At 69.9% G+C, this 17,687-nt stretch carries 20 protein-coding genes; 9 read left to right on the forward strand and 11 right to left on the reverse strand.

The window, feature by feature from the left end:
• The first annotated feature begins 100 nt into the window (after positions 1 to 100).
• The gene (locus ACFWH5_RS05380) at positions 101 to 862 is read left to right on the forward strand and encodes an alpha/beta fold hydrolase (protein WP_378832608.1); all 762 of its coding nucleotides are present in this window, start codon (positions 101 to 103) and stop codon (positions 860 to 862) included.
• Between the two features lie 27 nt (positions 863 to 889).
• Here ACFWH5_RS05380 and mnhG read toward each other — a convergent pair whose 3' ends face one another.
• From mnhG to ACFWH5_RS05415, 7 genes are all read right to left on the reverse strand, one after another.
• On the reverse strand, positions 890 to 1,288 hold the full coding sequence (mnhG, locus tag ACFWH5_RS05385; RefSeq protein ID WP_378832610.1) for a monovalent cation/H(+) antiporter subunit G: 399 nt from the start codon (positions 1,286 to 1,288) through the stop codon (positions 890 to 892).
• Positions 1,285 to 1,554 (reverse strand): monovalent cation/H+ antiporter complex subunit F, encoded by a 270-nt coding sequence (locus tag ACFWH5_RS05390; protein ID WP_378832613.1) that lies wholly within the window; start codon positions 1,552 to 1,554, stop codon positions 1,285 to 1,287. Before ACFWH5_RS05390 ends, mnhG begins: the two co-directional genes overlap by 4 nt.
• The gene (locus ACFWH5_RS05395) at positions 1,551 to 2,156 is read right to left on the reverse strand and encodes a Na+/H+ antiporter subunit E (RefSeq protein ID WP_378832615.1); all 606 of its coding nucleotides are present in this window, start codon (positions 2,154 to 2,156) and stop codon (positions 1,551 to 1,553) included. Before ACFWH5_RS05395 ends, ACFWH5_RS05390 begins: the two co-directional genes overlap by 4 nt.
• Positions 2,153 to 3,709 carry a Na+/H+ antiporter subunit D gene (locus ACFWH5_RS05400; protein WP_378832617.1) on the reverse strand — a complete coding sequence of 519 codons (1,557 nt, stop codon included), beginning with the start codon at positions 3,707 to 3,709 and terminating at the stop codon, positions 2,153 to 2,155. Before ACFWH5_RS05400 ends, ACFWH5_RS05395 begins: the two co-directional genes overlap by 4 nt.
• Positions 3,706 to 4,356, reverse strand: coding sequence for a Na(+)/H(+) antiporter subunit C (locus tag ACFWH5_RS05405; protein ID WP_378832619.1), 651 nt, complete (start codon positions 4,354 to 4,356; stop codon positions 3,706 to 3,708). Before ACFWH5_RS05405 ends, ACFWH5_RS05400 begins: the two co-directional genes overlap by 4 nt.
• Positions 4,356 to 7,286 carry a Na+/H+ antiporter subunit A gene (locus ACFWH5_RS05410; protein ID WP_378832621.1) on the reverse strand — a complete coding sequence of 977 codons (2,931 nt, stop codon included), beginning with the start codon at positions 7,284 to 7,286 and terminating at the stop codon, positions 4,356 to 4,358. The genes ACFWH5_RS05405 and ACFWH5_RS05410 overlap by 1 nt, the downstream gene beginning before the upstream one ends.
• Positions 7,287 to 7,384: 98 nt before the next feature.
• Positions 7,385 to 8,455 (reverse strand): LacI family DNA-binding transcriptional regulator, encoded by a 1,071-nt coding sequence (locus ACFWH5_RS05415; protein ID WP_378832624.1) that lies wholly within the window; start codon positions 8,453 to 8,455, stop codon positions 7,385 to 7,387.
• Positions 8,456 to 8,514: 59 nt separating this feature from the next.
• On the opposite strand from ACFWH5_RS05415, the gene ACFWH5_RS05420 reads away from it, so the two are divergent.
• The 3 genes from ACFWH5_RS05420 to ACFWH5_RS05430 are packed head-to-tail and all read left to right on the forward strand — an operon-like array spanning position 8,515 to position 11,165.
• On the forward strand, positions 8,515 to 9,744 hold the full coding sequence (locus ACFWH5_RS05420) for an MFS transporter (RefSeq protein WP_378832625.1): 1,230 nt from the start codon (positions 8,515 to 8,517) through the stop codon (positions 9,742 to 9,744).
• A gap of 9 nt (positions 9,745 to 9,753) precedes the next feature.
• The gene (nucS, locus tag ACFWH5_RS05425; RefSeq protein WP_378832627.1) at positions 9,754 to 10,449 is read left to right on the forward strand and encodes an endonuclease NucS; all 696 of its coding nucleotides are present in this window, start codon (positions 9,754 to 9,756) and stop codon (positions 10,447 to 10,449) included.
• 47 nt (positions 10,450 to 10,496) lie between these two features.
• Positions 10,497 to 11,165, forward strand: coding sequence for an HAD hydrolase-like protein (locus ACFWH5_RS05430; protein WP_378832629.1), 669 nt, complete (start codon positions 10,497 to 10,499; stop codon positions 11,163 to 11,165).
• Positions 11,166 to 11,315: 150 nt separating this feature from the next.
• Here ACFWH5_RS05430 and ACFWH5_RS05435 read toward each other — a convergent pair whose 3' ends face one another.
• The gene (locus tag ACFWH5_RS05435; RefSeq protein WP_136034351.1) at positions 11,316 to 11,522 is read right to left on the reverse strand and encodes a cold-shock protein; all 207 of its coding nucleotides are present in this window, start codon (positions 11,520 to 11,522) and stop codon (positions 11,316 to 11,318) included.
• A gap of 731 nt (positions 11,523 to 12,253) precedes the next feature.
• Between ACFWH5_RS05435 and ACFWH5_RS05440 the strand changes: the two genes are divergently transcribed.
• The 3 genes from ACFWH5_RS05440 (at position 12,254) to ACFWH5_RS05450 (ending at position 14,483) form a co-directional block, all read left to right on the forward strand.
• Positions 12,254 to 12,433 carry a CsbD family protein gene (locus ACFWH5_RS05440; protein ID WP_378832632.1) on the forward strand — a complete coding sequence of 60 codons (180 nt, stop codon included), beginning with the start codon at positions 12,254 to 12,256 and terminating at the stop codon, positions 12,431 to 12,433.
• Between the two features lie 134 nt (positions 12,434 to 12,567).
• A complete protein-coding gene (locus ACFWH5_RS05445; RefSeq protein WP_378832634.1) occupies positions 12,568 to 13,629 on the forward strand; it encodes a YbdK family carboxylate-amine ligase in 1,062 nt (353 codons plus the stop codon).
• Positions 13,630 to 13,661: 32 nt separating this feature from the next.
• Positions 13,662 to 14,483 (forward strand): shikimate 5-dehydrogenase, encoded by an 822-nt coding sequence (locus ACFWH5_RS05450; RefSeq protein ID WP_378832635.1) that lies wholly within the window; start codon positions 13,662 to 13,664, stop codon positions 14,481 to 14,483.
• 35 nt (positions 14,484 to 14,518) lie between these two features.
• On the opposite strand, the gene ACFWH5_RS05455 is transcribed toward ACFWH5_RS05450, so the two are convergent.
• The 3 genes from ACFWH5_RS05455 to ACFWH5_RS05465 are packed head-to-tail and all read right to left on the reverse strand — an operon-like array spanning position 14,519 to position 16,451.
• Entirely contained in the window at positions 14,519 to 15,343 is an 825-nt protein-coding gene (locus ACFWH5_RS05455) for a hypothetical protein (protein WP_378832637.1), read from the reverse strand.
• Positions 15,340 to 16,050, reverse strand: a complete 711-nt coding sequence (locus ACFWH5_RS05460) for an ABC transporter ATP-binding protein (RefSeq protein WP_378832638.1) — start codon at positions 16,048 to 16,050, stop codon at positions 15,340 to 15,342. Before ACFWH5_RS05460 ends, ACFWH5_RS05455 begins: the two co-directional genes overlap by 4 nt.
• Positions 16,047 to 16,451 carry a GntR family transcriptional regulator gene (locus ACFWH5_RS05465; protein WP_378832640.1) on the reverse strand — a complete coding sequence of 135 codons (405 nt, stop codon included), beginning with the start codon at positions 16,449 to 16,451 and terminating at the stop codon, positions 16,047 to 16,049. Before ACFWH5_RS05465 ends, ACFWH5_RS05460 begins: the two co-directional genes overlap by 4 nt.
• 144 nt (positions 16,452 to 16,595) lie before the next feature.
• Between ACFWH5_RS05465 and ACFWH5_RS05470 the strand changes: the two genes are divergently transcribed.
• Positions 16,596 to 16,955, forward strand: a complete 360-nt coding sequence (locus tag ACFWH5_RS05470) for an ArsR/SmtB family transcription factor (RefSeq protein ID WP_378832643.1) — start codon at positions 16,596 to 16,598, stop codon at positions 16,953 to 16,955.
• Positions 16,952 to 17,638 carry a cation diffusion facilitator family transporter gene (locus tag ACFWH5_RS05475; RefSeq protein ID WP_378832645.1) on the forward strand — a complete coding sequence of 229 codons (687 nt, stop codon included), beginning with the start codon at positions 16,952 to 16,954 and terminating at the stop codon, positions 17,636 to 17,638. Before ACFWH5_RS05470 ends, ACFWH5_RS05475 begins: the two co-directional genes overlap by 4 nt.
• Positions 17,639 to 17,687: the final 49 nt, after the last annotated feature.

Here is a 17,687-nt window from a genome sequence, read left to right on the forward strand (position 1 = left end):
CGTCTCGATCCGACGTCGACGCGCGACGGCCACTCGAGCGCGACGGCGGCGCTGCGCCTCGGCGGCACGCGTCGGCGGCGCGTCCCGGTAGTTTGGAGGGATGCCGGAGAGACTGCTCGCGCCCGAAGGGAGACGCGCCGACATCGGCGAGTTCGTGCACGGCGGGGCGACGCTCGTGTACGAGGACTTCGGTACCGGCGCGAAGCCGATCGTGCTGCTGCACGGCATCGGAATGGGCCGCAGCGTGTACGTCGACCTCACCGATCGCCTGAGCGGCCGGATCATCGGTCTCGACCTGCCGGGCTTCGGAGAGGCGCCGGAACCGCGCCGCACGCTCACGATGGAGCGGCACGCCGACCTCGTCGCCGCCTTCCTGCGCGACCGCGGCATCACGGATGCGGTGGCGCTCGGTCACTCGATGGGATGCCAGATCGCCGCCGAGCTCGCCGCCCGTCATCCGGATGTGGTCTCGGCGCTGGTCCTCGCCGGCCCGACCGTCAACACGGCAGCGCGCAGCATCCGCGCGCAGGCCGGGTATCTGCTCATCGACATCATGGGCGAGCGGCCGCTCGTGCTGTGGCGCGGAGCGCGCGAGTATCTGCGCGGCGGCCCTCACCTCATCCGCAAGATGCGCGCGATGATCGTGCACGAGGCGCAGCAGGCGTATGCCCGTGTGCGGATCCCTGTGCTCGTCGTCCGCGGGCAGCGGGACCCGGTCGCGCCGATGACCTGGTGCCGCGAGATCGTCGATGCCATCCCCGGCGCACGTTTCGAGGAGATCCCCGATCACGGCCACGGCACGCTGATCAGCGACTCGGGGGCCACCGCCGAGAAGATCCGGGCCTTCGTCGAAGGACTCTGACCCGCCCGAGTGACCCGGGTCGCGCGGTCAGCCGGCGGCGGGCGGCGTCTGCTTCGACTCGGCGTACTCGTCGACCACGAGGGTCCCCCGCGGGATCGCGCCGTTGCGGTAGGCCTGCCTGCCCACCATGTGCGCCGAGAGCGGAGCGGTGGCGAACTGCATGAGCACCACCGGTGCGACCAGCACCAGCCCGAGCAGGATGCCGCCGACCGTGCGCTGACCCACCGCGATCGCCAGGCAGATCAGCACCAGGCCGAGCACCTGCGGCTTGGTGGCGGCGTGCAGCCGGCTGGGCACGTCGCCGAAGCGCAGCAGTCCCACCGCGGCCGACAGGCAGAGCAGCGCTCCCAGCAGCACGAGGACGAGCACGATCGCATCGGCGACCGGAGTGGGAAGTCGCAGCTCGAGAAGGCCGGTCGCGTTCATGCGGTCGTGTTGTCCCTTCGTGCGACGTACCGCGCCACCGAGATCGAGGCGAAGACCCCGACGGCGGCGATGATCAGCATCACCGGGACGTTGCGGGTGTGACCGCCGATGGCCATGTCGGCTCCCAGCACACACATCACCTCTGTCAGCAGCACATCAGCGGCGACCGTGCGGTCGAGGATCGACGGCCCGCGCACGATGCGCACCACGCAGAGGATCGCGGCGAGGCCGAAGACCGCGAGGATGAGGATCATGAGGGGGTTCATCGCGCGCCTCCGTCCGCGTGGGTGTGCCGGCTTCGCTCTCGCTCGGCCGCGTCCGCGGCCTTCAGTGCACGATACTGCGCGGGGGTGCCCACCGCGCGGATGATGCGGCGCTCCCAGCGCAGCACCTCGTCGCGGAAGGCGTCGACCTCGGCGCGGTTGCGCACGCCGATGACATGCAGGTAGAGGATGCGGCGATCGCGGTCGCTCTCGACCACCAGCGATCCGGGGATGAGCGACGACGTCACCGCGACGTGCGTGGTGATGATGTCGTCCGCGTAGCGCAGCGGCACTTCCACGATCGCGGACCCCGGCTGGCGGCGGACGTCGAACACCTGCATGGTGACGCTGACCGCGCCCGCGACCACGGCGGTGAGGAACTGGCCCACGAACAGGAGCGAGTACCAGAGGTTGACGCGGCCGACCAGCTCGACGGTCGGCAGACGGAACACCCTGGTCACGAAGATCGCGACCAGCAGGCCGGTGATCGCCGCGAGCACGGTGAACTGGTGCCACAAGAGCATCCACAGCACGATCAGCCAGAGCATGAAGGGCAGCTGCAGCGCGATGTCGCGCAGCATGCCGCGCGGCGATTCGGGGCTCATCCGTCCACCTCCTCACCGACCTGCACGAGGCTCACCGGCTGGAGCAGTCCGACGCCGATCCGGTCGCAGATGGCGTACAGCGGCCCGGCGAACACGGTGAGCACCAGCGTGACCGCGACCATCCCGCCGGTGGCGACGGTCATGATCGCAGGAATGCGGCGGGTGCGGCCCTGCTCATCGGCGGCGGGAGCGCTGCCGAGGTACGAGACCCGGCCGTCCACGTCGTCGGCCGCGTCGTCCTCGCGCCAGAAGGCGAGGTTCCACGCGCGCATGAGCGCGTACAGCGTGAGCAGTGAGGTGAGGATGCCGCCGAAGATCAGCACGATCATCAGCGGTGTGCCGACGTCGGCCGCCGCCGAGAACAGCCCGAACTTGCCGATGAAACCCGAGAACGGCGGCAGGCCGCCCAGGTTGATGGCCGGCACGAAGTAGAGCACGGCCAGCAGCGGCGCGGCTTTCATGAGGCCGCGCACGCGCAGGATCGACGTGCTGCCTGCCCTGCGCTCGATGAGCCCGACCGCGAGGAACAGCGTGGTCTGCACGACGATGTGGTGCACGATGTAGTACACCGTGGCGCCGATGGCCTCTTCGGTGACGATGGCGAGACCGAAGATCATGTAGCCGACATGGCTGACCAGCGTGAAAGACAGGATCCTCTTCAGCTCTGCCTGGGCGACCGCGCCGAGGACACCGATCACCATGGTCGCGAGCGCCACGATCATGAGCAGGGTGTCGATGCTGTTCTCGGCGAACAGCTGCGTCTCGGTGCGGATCAGCGCGTAGACGCCGACCTTGGTGAGCAGGCCGGCGAACACCGCGGTCACCGGGGCGGGTGCGGTCGGGTACGAGTCGGGCAGCCAGAACGACACCGGGAAGACCGCCGCCTTGATGCCGAAGGCGACGACCAGCAGCAGGTGCAGCACGAGCTGCGTCTCCTGCGGGAGCTGTGCCACGCGCTCGGTCAGCTGGGCCATGTTCACGGTGCCCACCGCGCCGTAGATCATCGCGATCGCGGCGAGGAAGAGGATCGACGACACCAGGGAGACGACGATGTACACCGCACCGGTGCGGATGCGGGATTCGGTGCTGCCCAGTGTGATGAGCACGTAGGAGGCGACCAGCAGGATCTCGAATCCGACGTAGAGATTGAACAGGTCACCGGCGATGAAGGCGTCGAAGACGCCGGCCGCGAGGATCAGGTACGACGGGTTGAAGATGGAGATCGGGGTCTCCTGCACGCCGTCGGCCGCACCCTGGCCGATCGAGAACAGCAGCACCGCGAGCAGCACGATGCTCGAGACGAGCACCAGCAGTGCGGCGAAGCGGTCGACGTACAACACGATGCCGAACGGCACCGGCCAGCCGCCCACCGACACGGCGATCGGGCTGCTGTCCGCGTCGACGGCCACCAGCAGCACGGCCGCGATGATCGAGACGGCGGTGAGCGTGGCCGCCGAGACGAGCATCTGCAGCCGCGGACTGCGGCCGAACACCAGCGTGACCGCCGCGCCGAGCAGCGGGAGTCCGACGATCAGGGGAACGAGAGCGCTCACGGGCGGTCCTCCCCGTCGTCTTGCTGCCCTCGCTCAGGAGCGGTTCCCCGGTCGTCCCTAGTCCCCCGGTCCTCGGGAGTGCTTCCCCGGTCGCCCGGGCTGCCCGGCCGGTCGTCTCGGAGGCGCGCGGCACCGTCGGCCGGTCGATACGGCCGGTCGACCGGGGCGTCGTCGTGGATCGCGGCGTTGTCGCGCATGTGCAGCACCGTGATCGGGGCGGTCTGCACCCCGACGAAGTCAGTGGTCGCGGCGGCGTCGTCGGCGGCGGCCTCGTCGTCGATGACGTCCTCCTCGGCATCCGTGCGGGCGCGCAGCGCCACATCGGCCGGGTCGTCCTCGACGATGTCGGCCTGACCCAGCTGCCAGGAGCGGTAGATCAGGGCGAGCAGGAACGCCGACACGGCGAAGGTGATCACGATCGCGGTGAGGGTGAGCGCCTGCGGCAGCGGATCGCTGACCTCGCCCTCTTCGCCGAAGAACGGGGCGTCGCCGGGCACGCCCATCACGATCAGCAGAAGCAGGTTGGTGGCGTTGCCCAGCAGCAGGAATCCGATCAGCACCCGCGTCAGGCTGCGCTCCATCATGGCGTAGACGCCGCAGGCGAACAGCACGGCCATGATCACGATCAGGGTGAGCGACACGTCCATCAGGCGCGCACCCCCCTCGAGCGCATCGTGGCGGCCTGGCGGTCGACCTCCGCGCCCAGACTGCGCAGCACGTCGAGCACCAGGCCGATCACCACGAGGTAGACGCCGATGTCGAAGAGGGTCGACGACACGAGTTCGAGCTGGCCGAGCACCGGCACCTCGGCCTCCCACACCGTGCTCTGCAGCGGCGACATGCCGAAGAACAGCGGCAGCATCGCCGTGCCGACGGCGATGGCGAGCCCGTAGCCGAGCAGCCGGCCGGCATCGGTGGGCGCCGCGGCGCCCAGCTCCCATCGGCCCCCGGCGATGTAGCGCATCACCATCGCCATGCCGGCGACGAGCCCGCCGGCGAACCCTCCGCCGGGGTTGTTGTGCCCGGCGAACAGCAGGTAGATCGAGACGACGATGATCGTGTGGAACAGCACCCGGACGATGACCTCCAGCAGGATCGACCGGTCCTCGGCTCGCACCTGGTGCCCGCCCACGAGCCAGGCGCGAGGGGCGTTCCTGTTCTCCGCCGTCTGGAACCGCGGCCCCTCGGTGGTCTCGACCATGGGTCGGCGGGCGGTGGCGCGCCGCATGGTCTGGGGCAGATCGCGCGTGGCGGAGAGCAGGTCGGCGCGATGCGTGACGAACACGAGCGACGCCACGCCGGTCGCGGCGAGCACCAGCACGCTGAGCTCTCCCATGGTGTCCCAGCCGCGCAGGTCGACGAGAGCCACGTTGACCACGTTCTTGCCATGACCGAGGTCGTACGCCAGGTCGGTGAAGTCGATCGAGATGGGGTCGAACATGCGCGCCTGGGTGGCGACGATCGCGATCAGCGCCATCGTCAGGCCCACGCCGACGGCCAGGATCGCCCGGGGGACCCGTCCCACCGAGGCGTTGTGCTCGCCCATGCGGGACGGCAGCCGGCGCAGCACCAGCGCGAACGTCACCATGGTGACCGTCTCGACGAGGATCTGCGTGAGCGCGAGGTCGGGCGCGCCGCTCGTGGCGAACAGCACGACCATCCCGAGTCCCGTCACCGAGACGAGCACCACGCCGGTGTAGCGCTTCCGCGCGCGCACGGCGACGATGCCCGCGGCGGCCATCACCGGGGCGACCACGAGCTGCGCGGGGGTGTGCCAGCCCGAGAGCTGCAGGCGATCGGGCGCGGCGGCGAGCAGCACCGTCGCCTCGGCGGCGAGCAGCACGATGAAGATCGTCCCGACGTACACCGGCAGCGAGCCGCGCTGGGTGATGCCGGTGGTGACCACGGAGAGACGGTCGACGCCGCGCATCACCAGGTAGTAGGCGTCGGACGCGGTGCCGGGAAGCAGCCTCGGGCGGCGATCCCAGCCGGTGCGGATCGTGAGCAGGAACAGGCCGACCCCGGCGAGGATCGCCACGACCGAGAGCCCCAATGCGGGTTCGAGGCCGTGCCACAGGGCGAGGTGACCGGCGTGCGCGCCGTCCAGGCCGGTCGCGGCGGTCGCGGCGTACTGCTGCAGCGGGATGTCGACCGCGCTCGCTCCGACGCCGAGCGCGATGGTGGCGCCGGCCAGCACGATCGGCACGGAGAGGAAGCCCACCGGCGGATCCGGCCACGTCGTCTGCGGCATGGCGACGCCGGCGGCATCCTTCTTGCGCCAGAACGCACCCCAGAGGAACCGGACGCCGTAGGCGGCCGTGAGCACCGATCCGAGCAGGACGCCGAGCAGTGCGACCCAGCCCCACACGGCGCCGGCGAGGGCATCGTCGAGCAGCGCGGTGATGGTCGACTCCTTCGCCGCGAATCCGATCGTGGGCGCGATGCCGGCCATCGACGCCACGGTGATGAACGCCGTGGTGGCCATCACCGGTGCCTGCCGGCCCACGCCGGACAGTTCGCGGATGTCACGCGTGGAGAGCTGGCGGTCGATGATGCCGACGATGAGGAAGAGCGCCGACTTGAACAGCGCGTGACCGATCACGAGGGCGAGTCCGGCGAGCGCGGCGGCCTGCGTGCCGTAGCCGAGCACGACGGCGAAGAATCCCAGCTGGCTGACCGTGCCGAACGCGAGGATGCGCTTGAGGTCGGTCTCGCGCAGCGCCTGGATGCCGCCCAGCAGCATCGTGATCACGCCGAGCGTGATGACGACCGGGCGCCAGGTGGCCGAGAAGGCGAAGATCGGTGCGAAGCGCGCGATGAGATAGATGCCCGCCTTCACCATCGCCGCCGCGTGCAGGTACGCGCTCACCGGCGTCGGCGCCGCCATGGCGCCGGGAAGCCAGAAGTGGAACGGGAACAGGGCGGACTTCGTCACTGCGCCGATGAGCAGCATGACGATTGCCGCGTCGACGATCGGTCCGGTGGGGGCCGCCTCGAGCAGCTCCCGGATGCTGGCCGTGCCGGCATCCACCACCAGCAGCACCACGCCGACGAACATCACGAGCCCGCCGAGGGTGGTCACCAGCAGCGCCTGGAGGGCGGCACGACGGCTGGCCGCGCGCCGGCGGTAGTGCCCGATGAGCAGGTAGGAGAGGATGCTCGTCAGCTCCCAGAACATCACCAGCATGATGAGGTCGTCGGTGAGCACCAGCCCGTACATGGCGCCGGCGAAGCCGAGCAGCACGCCGGCGAACTGCCCGACCTCCCTGCCTTCGTCGTGGAAGTACCACCGGCAGTAGAGCAGCACCAGAGCGCCCACGCCGGTGACGATCAGGGTCAGGATCCAGCCGAGCACGTCCATGCGCATGGACAGGTGCAGGCCGAGCTGCGGGATCCACTCGTAGTCCTGGAACGGGACGGTCGCGGGATCGAGCACCTGCGGAGTGCGGATCACCGCATGGACGAAGGCGGCGGCGGGCACCAGCGCGCCGATCGCGAAGGCCCGGGCGCCCAGCCATCGCACCAGGACGGGAAGCAGAAGGGATCCCCCCAGGAACACCGCGAGGAGCAACAGCATACGCGGCTCCTCTGGCTCGTCGTGGCCTTTCGGCGCGGCGGGCGGGTTCCTCCTCAGTCTACCGGCCGCAAGCGGAGGCGGTCGTCCTCGAACGGTCGTCAGCGCGGCGGGGCGGTCGTCTCGCCCTCCCGGAACGTGCACTCGAAGTGCACCGACTCCCCCGTCTCCCCCGCCAGCATCCGGGTGACCTGCTCCCCCGCGGCCCGGCCCTTCTCGACCGCGGGCTGCACGATGGTGGTCAGCTGCTGCGAGCCGAGGCCGTCCGCGGCGATGCCGTCGAAACCGACGACGGAGAGGTCCTCGGGAACACGCAGGCCGAGTTCCTCCGCCGCGTGGATCGCGCCGACCGCGAGTAGGTCGCTCTGCGCGACGATCGCCGTGGGCCGGTCGGCGCGCAGCGCCCCGTCGGCATCCGTCAGCAGCGCCCGGGCGGCGATCATCCCTTCGTCGATCAGGCTTCCCGCCGCGGCGACGGCAGGAGCATCGGGATACACCTCGCGGAACCCGGCGAGTCGGTCGAGCGTCACATCGACCGTGGCCGTCGCCAGCCGTGCCGGTGTCAGCGGACCGCGCTCCCGCCCGACGTCGGGCGCCAGCGTCACCGTCGCCACCCGCACATGCCCGAGCTGGGACAGATGCCTGGCGATCGCCGCGCTCGCGTCGCGGTTGTCCAGGGTGATCTGGGGAACGCCCTCGCCGGCGTCGCCCTCGATCACGACGACGGGAAGCCCGCGCCGCTGCACGATCTCGAGCGACGATCGCACGCTCGGCGTGCATCCGATGAGCACCACCGCGTCGACCGGGGCGTCCGCGATGGCCGGCGCCTCGCCGGGTCGCGGGTCGTCGCGCAGCAGCAGCAGGCCGGTGCTCACCTCGGCGAGCGCGTCGCTGAGTCCGTCCATCATGACGGTCGTCACCGGGTCGAGGAACGCGTGCCGCAGCTCTCCCCCGAGGACGACGCCGACGATGCCGCTGCGACCGAGACGCAGAGAGGCGGCGCGCGGGTCGGGGCCGGCGTAGCCCAGCTCGGCGGCGGCGGCCAGCACCTTCTGTCGCGTGGCATCCACGACGTTCACCTTGCCGCTGAAGACGACCGACGCCGTGGACGTCGACACTCCGGCCGCCCGAGCGACGTCGGCGATGGTCGCCCGGCGTGCGCTGCTGCTCATCCTCCGAGGATAACCCGCTGCGGCTGTGCGCAATCGAATCGATTCGATATCATTGCCGGATGGACACCGCCCTCACCCGCTCGCAGTTCGTGCGCTGGCGCACGGCGATCTTCGCCATCTTCCTCGCGAGCGGTCTGTCGATCTCGACCTGGGCGTCCCGTGTGCCGGGCATCAAGGACGACCTCGCGCTCGACAATGCGCAGGTCGGGCTGATCCTGCTCGGCATGGGCATCGCCTCGATCATCGGCATCTCCACGGGCCCGGCGGTGATGGCACGCACCGGCGCACGCCGCGGGATGCTGATGACGATGCTGGCTTTCGCGGCCGGCATCGCGCTGGTCGGCCTCGGCTCGAGCGTGCTCGGCTCCGTTCCGGTGGTGCTGATCGGCATGGTGCTGTTCGGATTCGGCAACGGCAGCGTCGACGTGATGATGAACGTCGAGGCGACCGCCATCGAGCAGCAGATGGGTAAGACGATCCTGCCGGTGTTCCACGCGTTCTTCAGCTTCGGCACCGTGATCGGCGCCGGTATCGGCGCCCTCGCCGGCGGTGTCGGCCTCTCGGTGGGAACGCATACCGCGATCATGGGTGCGGTGATCGCGGTGATGGCGGTGACGTGCTTCTTCCAGGTGCCGGTCCGGGAGGCCGCCCTCGACCCGGCTGATCACGAGAAGCCGCGCTGGCGCGAGCGGATGCACGTCGCCTTGGAGGCCTGGCGCGAACCGCGCACCTACATGCTCGGCGTGGTCATGCTCGGCATGTCGTTCGCCGAGGGCGGCGCGAACGATTGGATCGCCCTCGGCGCCGAGGAGGGACACGGCGCACCGGCCGGCATGGGTGCCGTCGCGCTGGCCGTGTTCTCCGTCGGCATGACCGTGGTGCGGCTGTTCGGCGGGCCGGTCGTCGACCGGTTCGGGCGCGTGCTCGTGCTTCGCGTCCTCGCGGTCGCGGCCGCGGCCGGCATCCTGCTCTTCATCCTCGCGCCGACGCTTCCGCTGGTGCTGATCGGCGCCGCCCTGTGGGGCATCGGTGCATCGCTCGGGTTCCCGATCGGCATGTCGGCCGCCGCGGACGACCCGGCGAAGGCCGCCGCTCGGGTGAGCGCCGCCGCGACGATCGGATACGTAGCCTTCCTCGGCGGCCCCCCGGTGCTCGGCATGATCAGCACCCACATCGGACTGCTGAACACGCTGTTCATCCTCGTCGCCCTCGTGATCGCGTCCGGCCTGTTCTCCGGCGCCGCGCGCCCGCTGCGCATCGAGGAACCGGTCGGCGGCGCGAAGAAGTAGGCTCGTCGGGTGCGTCTCGTCATCGCCCGCTGCTCCGTCGACTACACCGGTCGCCTCAACGCCCACCTGCCCCTGGCCACGCGCCTGCTGGTGCACAAGGGCGACGGCAGCCTGCTCGTGCACTCCGACGGCGGCAGCTACAAGCCGCTGAACTGGATGAGTCCGCCGTGTTCGCTCGCCAGCGAGACGCCGGGCGAGGAGGAGTCCAGCGCCGGGGTCGTCGAGGTGTGGCGGGTCACGCACAAGAAGACCGGCGACGCCCTGCGCGTGCAGATCTTCGAGATCATCCACGACTCGAACCACGAACTCGGCACCGACCCCGGCCTGCAGAAGGACGGCGTGGAGGCCGACCTGCAGCGTCTGCTCGCCGAGCAGGTCGACCTGATCACCGAGGGCGCGACCCTGGTGCGCCGCGAGTACCCCACCGCGATCGGCCCCGTCGACCTCATGGTGCGGGATGCCGCCGGCGCCGCCATCGCCGTCGAGGTGAAGCGCCGCGGCGACATCGACGGCGTCGAGCAGCTCACCCGCTATCTCGAGCTGCTGGGTCGCGACCCGCACCTCGCCCCCGTGCGCGGAGTGTTCGCCGCGCAGGAGATCAAGCCGCAGGCGCGGGTGCTCGCCGAGGACCGCGGCATCCGGTGCCTCGTGCTCGACTACGAGCACATGAAGGGCATCGAGTCCGGTATCCCCCGGCTCTTCTGACCGGTCGCCGAACGGGCCGCCGACCGGTCGCCGCTTAGGCTGGTCCCATGCCCCTCTCGCCCTACACGTGCGTCCTGTGGGACGTCGACGGCACGATCGCCGACGCCTCGGCCGGCATCCTTCCGCGGTTGCGTCAGGTGTTCGCGTCGTACGGTCTGGGCGAGCCGGATGCCGAAGAGCTCGCACTGTGGATCGGACCGCCGATGTTCGAGTCGTTCCAGCAGCGCGCGGGGATGGATGCCGCGCAGGCGGAGGATGCGGTCGCCCGCTATCGCGCCCTCGCCGCCGCGGACGGCTATGCCGCCTCCGTCGCGATCTACCCGGGCGTGCCCGAGGTGCTGCGCGCCGTGCAGACCGCCGGCATCCCGCAGTCGACGGCGAGCACGAAACCCGAGAACCAGGTGCGCGCGATCCTGGAGCACTACGGTCTGATCGACGGCTTCACCGCCATCTCGGGGGCGCGCACCGGAACCGCCGGCATGACCGACGGCAAGGCGTTCGTCATCGGCCGCGCGCTCGAACGCCTCGGCGCCGCCGGCGCCGACACCTCGCGGCCGGTTCTGATCGGCGACCGGCATCACGACATCGACGGCGCCGCCGCCTACGGCATCCCGGTCATCTTCGCCGAGTGGGGTTTCGGCGACCCGGACGAAGCGTCCGGAGCCGACTTCCGGGCCGCCGACGCCGCCGCGCTGCAATCGCTGCTGCTGGGCTGATCACGCCGTCGTGCCGCTCCACCGTCCCGCCGTTCTGCAGGCAGCACGGCGCACGCCGGGCGCGCCCGGCACGAGGCCGGCCGCGGACCGGGTGCAGAGAACCCCGCCGGTTCTGCGTTGGCAGTCTCCGACGGGGCTCTCCCTTCCGCCTCAGAGAGGGCGGATGTTCTCAGCCTGCAGGCCCTTGGGGCCCTGCGCCACATCGAACTCGACGCGCTGGTTCTCGTCGAGCGAGCGGTAGCCGGAAGACTGGATCGCGGAGTAATGCGCGAACACGTCGGCGCCTCCGTCATCGGGGGAGATGAAGCCGAAGCCCTTCTCCGAGTTGAACCACTTGACCGTGCCCTGGGTGCTCATTTACTGCCGTTCTGCTGATTGCTACGCCGACGCAGGACGCACCGACTGCCGCTAACGCTATCCCAGAGCGGCCGGAGGGCAATAGGCCTGTGCAGATGGTGACCCAAATGTTGCATGAGTGCCTTGCGGCTCCGCATCCGATCGTGGCACGGCCGGCCGGGCAAAAAGGTGGCCCCCACCGCGGGGGGAGCGGTGAGGGCCGAAGACGACCGGAGGGTGCGTCGAGATCAGCATACATGCGTCTCGAAAAATTTGTCCCCCATTTGGGGGACAAATCGGCGAATCGGTGCGATGATGAGAACGGCCCTCTCGTCAAACGCAGTGGGGACTGAACTAAACAGAGGGCCATGCGCATGCGTGGATCGTCGGGCCACTGGGGAGGCCCACGCTGACTGGGGGTCAGCACATACGATCGATCCCCCATGCATGCACCTTCCACCCTAGAAGAGGGGATGAGCGAGTCCACGGACCAGCGATTCCAGGGGAGAGGTTCACAGGGGAAACGCAGGTCGGAGCGGGGACGAAAGCACAGCGAGGCGACGTCCCCCTCCGACCGCGTGCTGTCGGCCGGTGGTATCCGGTGCGAGCAATGCGCTGAGCCCTCCACGGTCGCCTCCCACGGCTTAGCGCGCTCCAGGCGGAGATGTCAATCCCGTGGCCCGCGAACACGGCGGATGCCACGCTGGCCTTCCCCGGATGACCCCGCGGTCGTCCCCGACGAAGGGAGTGACATGGGCGCAATGGATGACGCCAAGCACAACGTCGAGAAGATGGTCGGCAAGGCCAAAGAGGGTGTCGGCGATGCGACCGACAACGAGAGCCTGCAGGCCGAGGGCAAGCTCGACCAGGCCAAGGCCGAGACCAAGAAGCTCGGCGACGACGTGAAGGACGCCTTCGACGACGACAAGTGACGATCGTCGCGGCGCTGACCGTCCACGGATGATCTCGCCGCACCCTGAGCACGCCGCCGGCCTTCACGGGCCGGCGGCGCGCTCTCGTCAGAGCAGCGACACCCGCGCCGCCGGCGCGACGGGAAGGAGCCCGGATGCCGCTCACCACGCGCTTCGGAATCGAAGAGGAGTTCGTGCTGGTCGACGCCCACGCGCTCGTCCCGGTCTCGGCATCCGAACTGCATTCGCAGGTTCTCGGCGCGTTCCCCGGCGGTGGCCGGCTGACCTCCGAGTTCCTGACCAGTCAGATCGAGAGCGCCACGGCGCCGTTGGGAACGCTCGCCGAAGCCGGAGAGCAGCTCTCCGGAATGCGCGGGATGCTGGCTGACTGCGCACCCGGGGGCGGTCTCATCGCCTCAACCGGCGCGCCGTACGCGCTCGCGGGCGCGGCGCAGGTGATGGCGACCCCGCACTACGACGAGGTCGCCGAGCTGTTCGGTCGGCTGTCTCTGGAGCACGTCGTGAACGGACTGCACGTCCACGTGCACGTCGTGGGCGATGAGGAGCGCGTCCGGGCGATGCGACGGGTGCGCGAATGGCTGCCCGTGCTGCTGGCGCTCAGCGTGAACTCACCCTTCGCCCAGGGCAGGCACTCGGGGTTCGCGAGCTGGCGCAGCATCATGATCCGCCGGCTTCCGGCCTCGTGGTGCCCACCCGCCTTCCACGACGCCGAGGATTATCATGACGCGCTCAATCGGCTGATGGGGATCGGACTGCTTCCGTCTCGCTCCTCGGTGTCGTGGGCCGTCCGACTGTCGGAGCGATACGAGACGGTCGAGGTCCGTGTCGCCGACGCTCAACTGCGAGTGCAGGACACGCTGCTGATCACCGCGCTGACCCGCGCCATCGTGTGCGCCTCGGACCTGCCGGAGAGCGTCCCGCAGGACGGGGAGCTCGACGCCTCGATGTGGCTCGCGGCCAGGCACGGCATGCGGGCGCACCTGTTCCGCCCCGACGGAAGCACCGAGCCCGCATGGCGGGCGGTGGAGCGGATGCTCGCCGGCATCCGTGGGGTGCTCGACGAACTCGGCGACGCCGCATACGTCGATGAGCAGCTCGCCCGCCTGCGCAGCGAGGGAACCGGTGCCGACCGTCAGGTGCGGGCCCACGACGCGGGAGGCGTGCCGGCACTGGCCGGACTGTTCCGCGACTGGTGAGCCCGGCCATGCCGCCTCGGTAGCCTGATGCGGTGACCATGCTGAACAAGGACATGACCCTGTGCATCTCGCTGTCGGCCCGGCCGAGCAACAACGGCACGCGGTTCCACAACCACCTCTACGAGGCACTCGGGCTGAACTGGATCTACAAGGCGTTCGCGCCGAGAGACCTGGCCCAGGCGATCGCCGGTGTGCGGGGTCTCGGCATCCGAGGGTGCGCGGTCTCGATGCCCTATAAAGACGACGTCATCGCCCTCGTCGACCGCATGGACGCCACGGCATCCGCCATCGACTCGGTCAACACCATCGTGAACGACGACGGCGTGCTGACCGCGTACAACACCGACTACTCGGCGATCGCCCAGCTGATCGAGCGCAACGCACTCGATCCCGCGAGCACCGTGCTGCTGCGCGGCTCGGGCGGGATGGCGAAGGCGACAGCCGCGGCCTTCCGCGACGCGGGGTTCCGCAAGGTCACGCTCGTCGCGCGCAACGAGGCGACCGGACGCGGGCTGGCCGAGCTGTACGACTTCGGCTGGCGGGCGTCGCTCGGCGACGCGACGGCCGACGTGATCGTGAACGTGACGCCGATCGGGATGGCCGGCGGAGCGGAGGAGCATGCGCTGTCCTTCCCGGCCGCCGCGATCGAGGCGGCATCCGTCGTGTTCGACGTCGTCGCGCTGCCCGCCGAGACGCCGCTGATCGCCGCCGCTCGCGCGGCGGGGCGGACCGTGATCAGCGGCGCCGAGGTGGCGACCCTGCAGGCGCTCGAGCAGTTCGTGCTCTACACCGGCATCCGTCCTTCGGACGACCAGGTGCGGGCGGCCGAGGAGTTCATGCGCGCCGGGGGGTGAGCCCCCGGCGGATGCGCATCCGCCGGGGTGCTCACTCAGCGCAGGGAGGTGTGCCGCTCCACCGAGCGACCGCCGCGCCACGCCATGAGTCCGGCGATCGCGATGCTCGTGAAGACGAATCCGAGTCCGAGCACATGCGGGGCGGAGGTGCCCGCTGGGGCGCCGAGCGCCTCGACGAAGTCGGCGAGCATGCTCTCGAGAACGAGGCGTCCCGCGTCGGGGCCGGTGAACACGATGCCGAAGGGGATGAGCAGGATCGCCGCGAAAGTGACGACCTGGATCACGACGTAGAAGAGGATCGCGCCGAGCACAGGCGCACCGAAACCGAGATGGTTGAAGCGCGCCTCGGCACCGATCGACAGGAGCGCCGCTCCGACGATCACGAGGAAGGCGATCTGCAGCACCAGGGCCGCGGCGAGGAACCACACCATCCACGGCTGCACGCTCGTCATGATCTCGCTCAGGAGCTGCCCGGGCGCACGACCCTGCGAGAGCGCGAACGCGACGACGCCACCCAGTAGGCCGAGGCCGGTGATCACCAGGCCGACGAGCGCCGCCACGATTCCGTACAGCACCTTGACGGTGAACAGCGTGCGCCCGTGAACCGGGATCGTCATGGTGAAGTAGCCCTCGCGGCCGTACATCGTGCGCCAGTAGTTCTCGACGAGCATGCCGAGTACCGCCGGGGTGATGGCGGCGGTGACGACGAAGCCGAGGACGAGCCCCAGGTCGCCGACCACCGGCACGCGCAGGGCGGCCACCGCGAAGGACCCCACCGCGACCAGCAGTGCGATGCCGACACCGGTGAACAGGTTCTTGCGGGTCGCGCGATACTCCTGCGCGAACAGTGTGCCGATCATGCTGCGTAGACCTTTCTGAAGAGAGCGTCGAGGCTGACGCCGTGTTCGGCGCGAAGATCGTCGGCGCCGCCGTGCAGCAGGACTCTGCCGTCGCGCAGGAACAGCACGGAATCGACGATCTGCTCCACGTCCTGGATGAGATGGGTGGAGATGAGCAGGAGCGCGTCCTCCTCGAAGTTCGACAGGATGCCGCGGAGGATGACGTCGCGCGATGCCGGATCCACGCCCGAGATCGGCTCGTCGAGCAGGTACACCCGAGCGCGCCGCGACATGGCGAGCGAGATCTGCAGCTTCTCGCGCATCCCCTTCGACATCTCCTTCAGGGTGCGGTCCCAGGGAAGCCCGAAGAAGTCGATCATCCGTCGCGCCTTGGCCTCGTCGAAGTCGGCGAAGAACCGGGCGTACAGCGCCACGGAGTCGGCGGGCCGGTGAGCATCGGGAAGGAAGGAGGCGTCGGGAAGGAAGGACACCTGCGCCTTCGTCTCCGGTCCTGGTTCGCGTCCGTTGACCCGCACCGTGCCCGACCAGTCGGCGAGCAGTCCGGCGAGGATCTTCAGCAGCGTGGTCTTCCCCGATCCGTTGTCGCCCATCAGGCCGACGATCTGGCCGGGGGCGAGACTCAGGTCGAGTCCGTCGAGGGCGGGGCGTCCGCGATAGGCCTTGGTCAGGCCGGTGATCTCGACGGCCGGCGGAGCCTGGGTTCTCATCGGGCATCCTCTCTTTCGCTGTGAGTGGTCGTGGTGTCGGCGTCCTGTGCCGCCCACCGCCGGGCGAGCAGGTCCTGTGCTTCCCCGAGCGTCATGCCGAGTCCGGTGGCGGCGGCGACGAAGCCGTCCGCCGTGGATTCGGCGAGCGCCGCGCGATCGCGGGCCACGGCGCGGCTGTCCTCGGTGACGAAGCGTCCCGCGGTGCGCTCGGTGGTGGTGAGCCCCAGGCGGTCGACCTCGCCGAGGGCCTTCTGCACGGTGTTGGGGTTCACGCCCATCTCGAGTGCGAGGTCGCGCACCGAGGAGACCTTCGATCCCGGCATCCATTCCCCGGCGGCGATCCGGCGCCGGAACTCATCGACCAGCTGCGCCCAGATCGGGCGGGAATCGTCGATGCGCATCGGGAACCTCTCTGAACGCGGCCCGGTCGATCCGGGGTTGTCTCACTGTATTACGACAGTAGTACAGAGGGCAAGCCCGGCCTGCTTTGTGGTGGCCGCTCGACCACAGCTCAGACAGGTCAGCGGTCGCTGTATAGTCAGTGAATGCTGACTCTTGCCACCCGCGTCGACGTGATGAACCGGCTGGGCCGTGCCATGTCGGACGCGACGCGCTCCCGGATTCTGCTGTCGCTGCTGGAGGGTCCGGCATACCCCGGCCGACTCGCCCAGGAGCTCGGGCTCACCCGCACGAACGTGTCGAACCATCTCGCCTGCCTGCGCGGGTGCGGCATCGTCGTCGCCGAGCCGGAGGGTCGGCAGACGCGGTACGAGATCGCCGACCCGCATCTCGCCGCCGCCCTCACCGCACTGCTGGACGTCACGCTCGCGGTCGACGCGGACGAACCCTGCATCGATCCCGCATGTGCGGTTGCCGGATGCTGCGACGCGGAGGCCGCCCGATGACCATCGCTCTGCGCTCACCGGAGCGGACCGCGATCCTGCGCCGTCGCATCCGCATCGTCGTCGCCATCACGATCAGCTGGAACGTCGTCGAGGCGGTCGTGGCCCTCGCCGCGGGCGGGGCGGCCTCGTCGGCGGCGCTGATCGGCTTCGGACTCGACTCGATCGTCGAGGTGCTCTCCGCCGCGGCGGTAGCCTGGCAGTTCTCGGCATCCGATCCCGAACGCCGCGAGCGGACGGCACTGCGCGTCATCGCGCTGTCGTTCTTCGCGCTGGCCGCCTATGTCTCCGTCGACGCCGTGCTGTCGCTCCTCGGTCTGCGGGAGCCCGAGCACTCGCCCGTCGGCATCCTGCTGGCCGCCCTGAGCCTGCTGGTCATGCCGTTCCTGAGCTGGTTCGAGCGGCGCACCGGGCGTGAACTCGGTTCTGCCTCGGCTGTCGCGGACTCGAAGCAGACGCTCATCTGCAGCTACCTGTCGGCCGCCCTGCTGGTCGGGCTCGTGCTGAACAGCCTGCTCGGCTGGGCCTGGGCCGACTCGCTGGCCGCGCTCGTGATCGCGGGCTTCGCCGTTCGCGAGGGCATCGAGGCGTGGCGCGGCGACGCGTGCTGCGCCGCGCCGGTGTCGCAGCTCACCGGGGAGCGCGAACCCGACGGCTGCACGGACGGATGCTGCACGAGCGCCTGAGCCGTGCCTGGAAACGTCGAAGGCCCCGGATGATCCGGGGCCTTCGACA

The organism is Microbacterium sp. NPDC058345 (genome assembly GCF_042723855.1).
Classification (GTDB): domain Bacteria; phylum Actinomycetota; class Actinomycetes; order Actinomycetales; family Microbacteriaceae; genus Microbacterium.

What these genes read in the sequence shown, in the direction of transcription:
- ACFWH5_RS05395 (WP_378832615.1), bottom strand. Translation starts at nt 2,156, where the DNA reads ATGAGCCCCGAATCGCCGCGCGGCATGCTGCGCGACATCGCGCTGCAG.
- ACFWH5_RS05465 (WP_378832640.1), bottom strand. Translation starts at nt 16,451, where the DNA reads ATGCGCATCGACGATTCCCGCCCGATCTGGGCGCAGCTGGTCGATGAG.
- ACFWH5_RS05405 (WP_378832619.1), bottom strand. Translation starts at nt 4,356, where the DNA reads ATGGACGTGTCGCTCACCCTGATCGTGATCATGGCCGTGCTGTTCGCC.
- ACFWH5_RS05435 (WP_136034351.1), bottom strand. Translation starts at nt 11,522, where the DNA reads ATGAGCACCCAGGGCACGGTCAAGTGGTTCAACTCGGAGAAGGGCTTC.
- ACFWH5_RS05420 (WP_378832625.1), top strand. Translation starts at nt 8,515, where the DNA reads ATGGACACCGCCCTCACCCGCTCGCAGTTCGTGCGCTGGCGCACGGCG.
- ACFWH5_RS05460 (WP_378832638.1), bottom strand. Translation starts at nt 16,050, where the DNA reads ATGAGAACCCAGGCTCCGCCGGCCGTCGAGATCACCGGCCTGACCAAG.
- ACFWH5_RS05470 (WP_378832643.1), top strand. Translation starts at nt 16,596, where the DNA reads ATGCTGACTCTTGCCACCCGCGTCGACGTGATGAACCGGCTGGGCCGT.
- ACFWH5_RS05475 (WP_378832645.1), top strand. Translation starts at nt 16,952, where the DNA reads ATGACCATCGCTCTGCGCTCACCGGAGCGGACCGCGATCCTGCGCCGT.
- ACFWH5_RS05410 (WP_378832621.1), bottom strand. Translation starts at nt 7,286, where the DNA reads ATGCTGTTGCTCCTCGCGGTGTTCCTGGGGGGATCCCTTCTGCTTCCC.
- ACFWH5_RS05455 (WP_378832637.1), bottom strand. Translation starts at nt 15,343, where the DNA reads ATGATCGGCACACTGTTCGCGCAGGAGTATCGCGCGACCCGCAAGAAC.
- ACFWH5_RS05430 (WP_378832629.1), top strand. Translation starts at nt 10,497, where the DNA reads ATGCCCCTCTCGCCCTACACGTGCGTCCTGTGGGACGTCGACGGCACG.
- ACFWH5_RS05390 (WP_378832613.1), bottom strand. Translation starts at nt 1,554, where the DNA reads ATGAACCCCCTCATGATCCTCATCCTCGCGGTCTTCGGCCTCGCCGCG.
- ACFWH5_RS05440 (WP_378832632.1), top strand. Translation starts at nt 12,254, where the DNA reads ATGGGCGCAATGGATGACGCCAAGCACAACGTCGAGAAGATGGTCGGC.
- ACFWH5_RS05380 (WP_378832608.1), top strand. Translation starts at nt 101, where the DNA reads ATGCCGGAGAGACTGCTCGCGCCCGAAGGGAGACGCGCCGACATCGGC.
- ACFWH5_RS05445 (WP_378832634.1), top strand. Translation starts at nt 12,568, where the DNA reads ATGCCGCTCACCACGCGCTTCGGAATCGAAGAGGAGTTCGTGCTGGTC.
- mnhG (WP_378832610.1), bottom strand. Translation starts at nt 1,288, where the DNA reads ATGAACGCGACCGGCCTTCTCGAGCTGCGACTTCCCACTCCGGTCGCC.
- ACFWH5_RS05415 (WP_378832624.1), bottom strand. Translation starts at nt 8,455, where the DNA reads ATGAGCAGCAGCGCACGCCGGGCGACCATCGCCGACGTCGCTCGGGCG.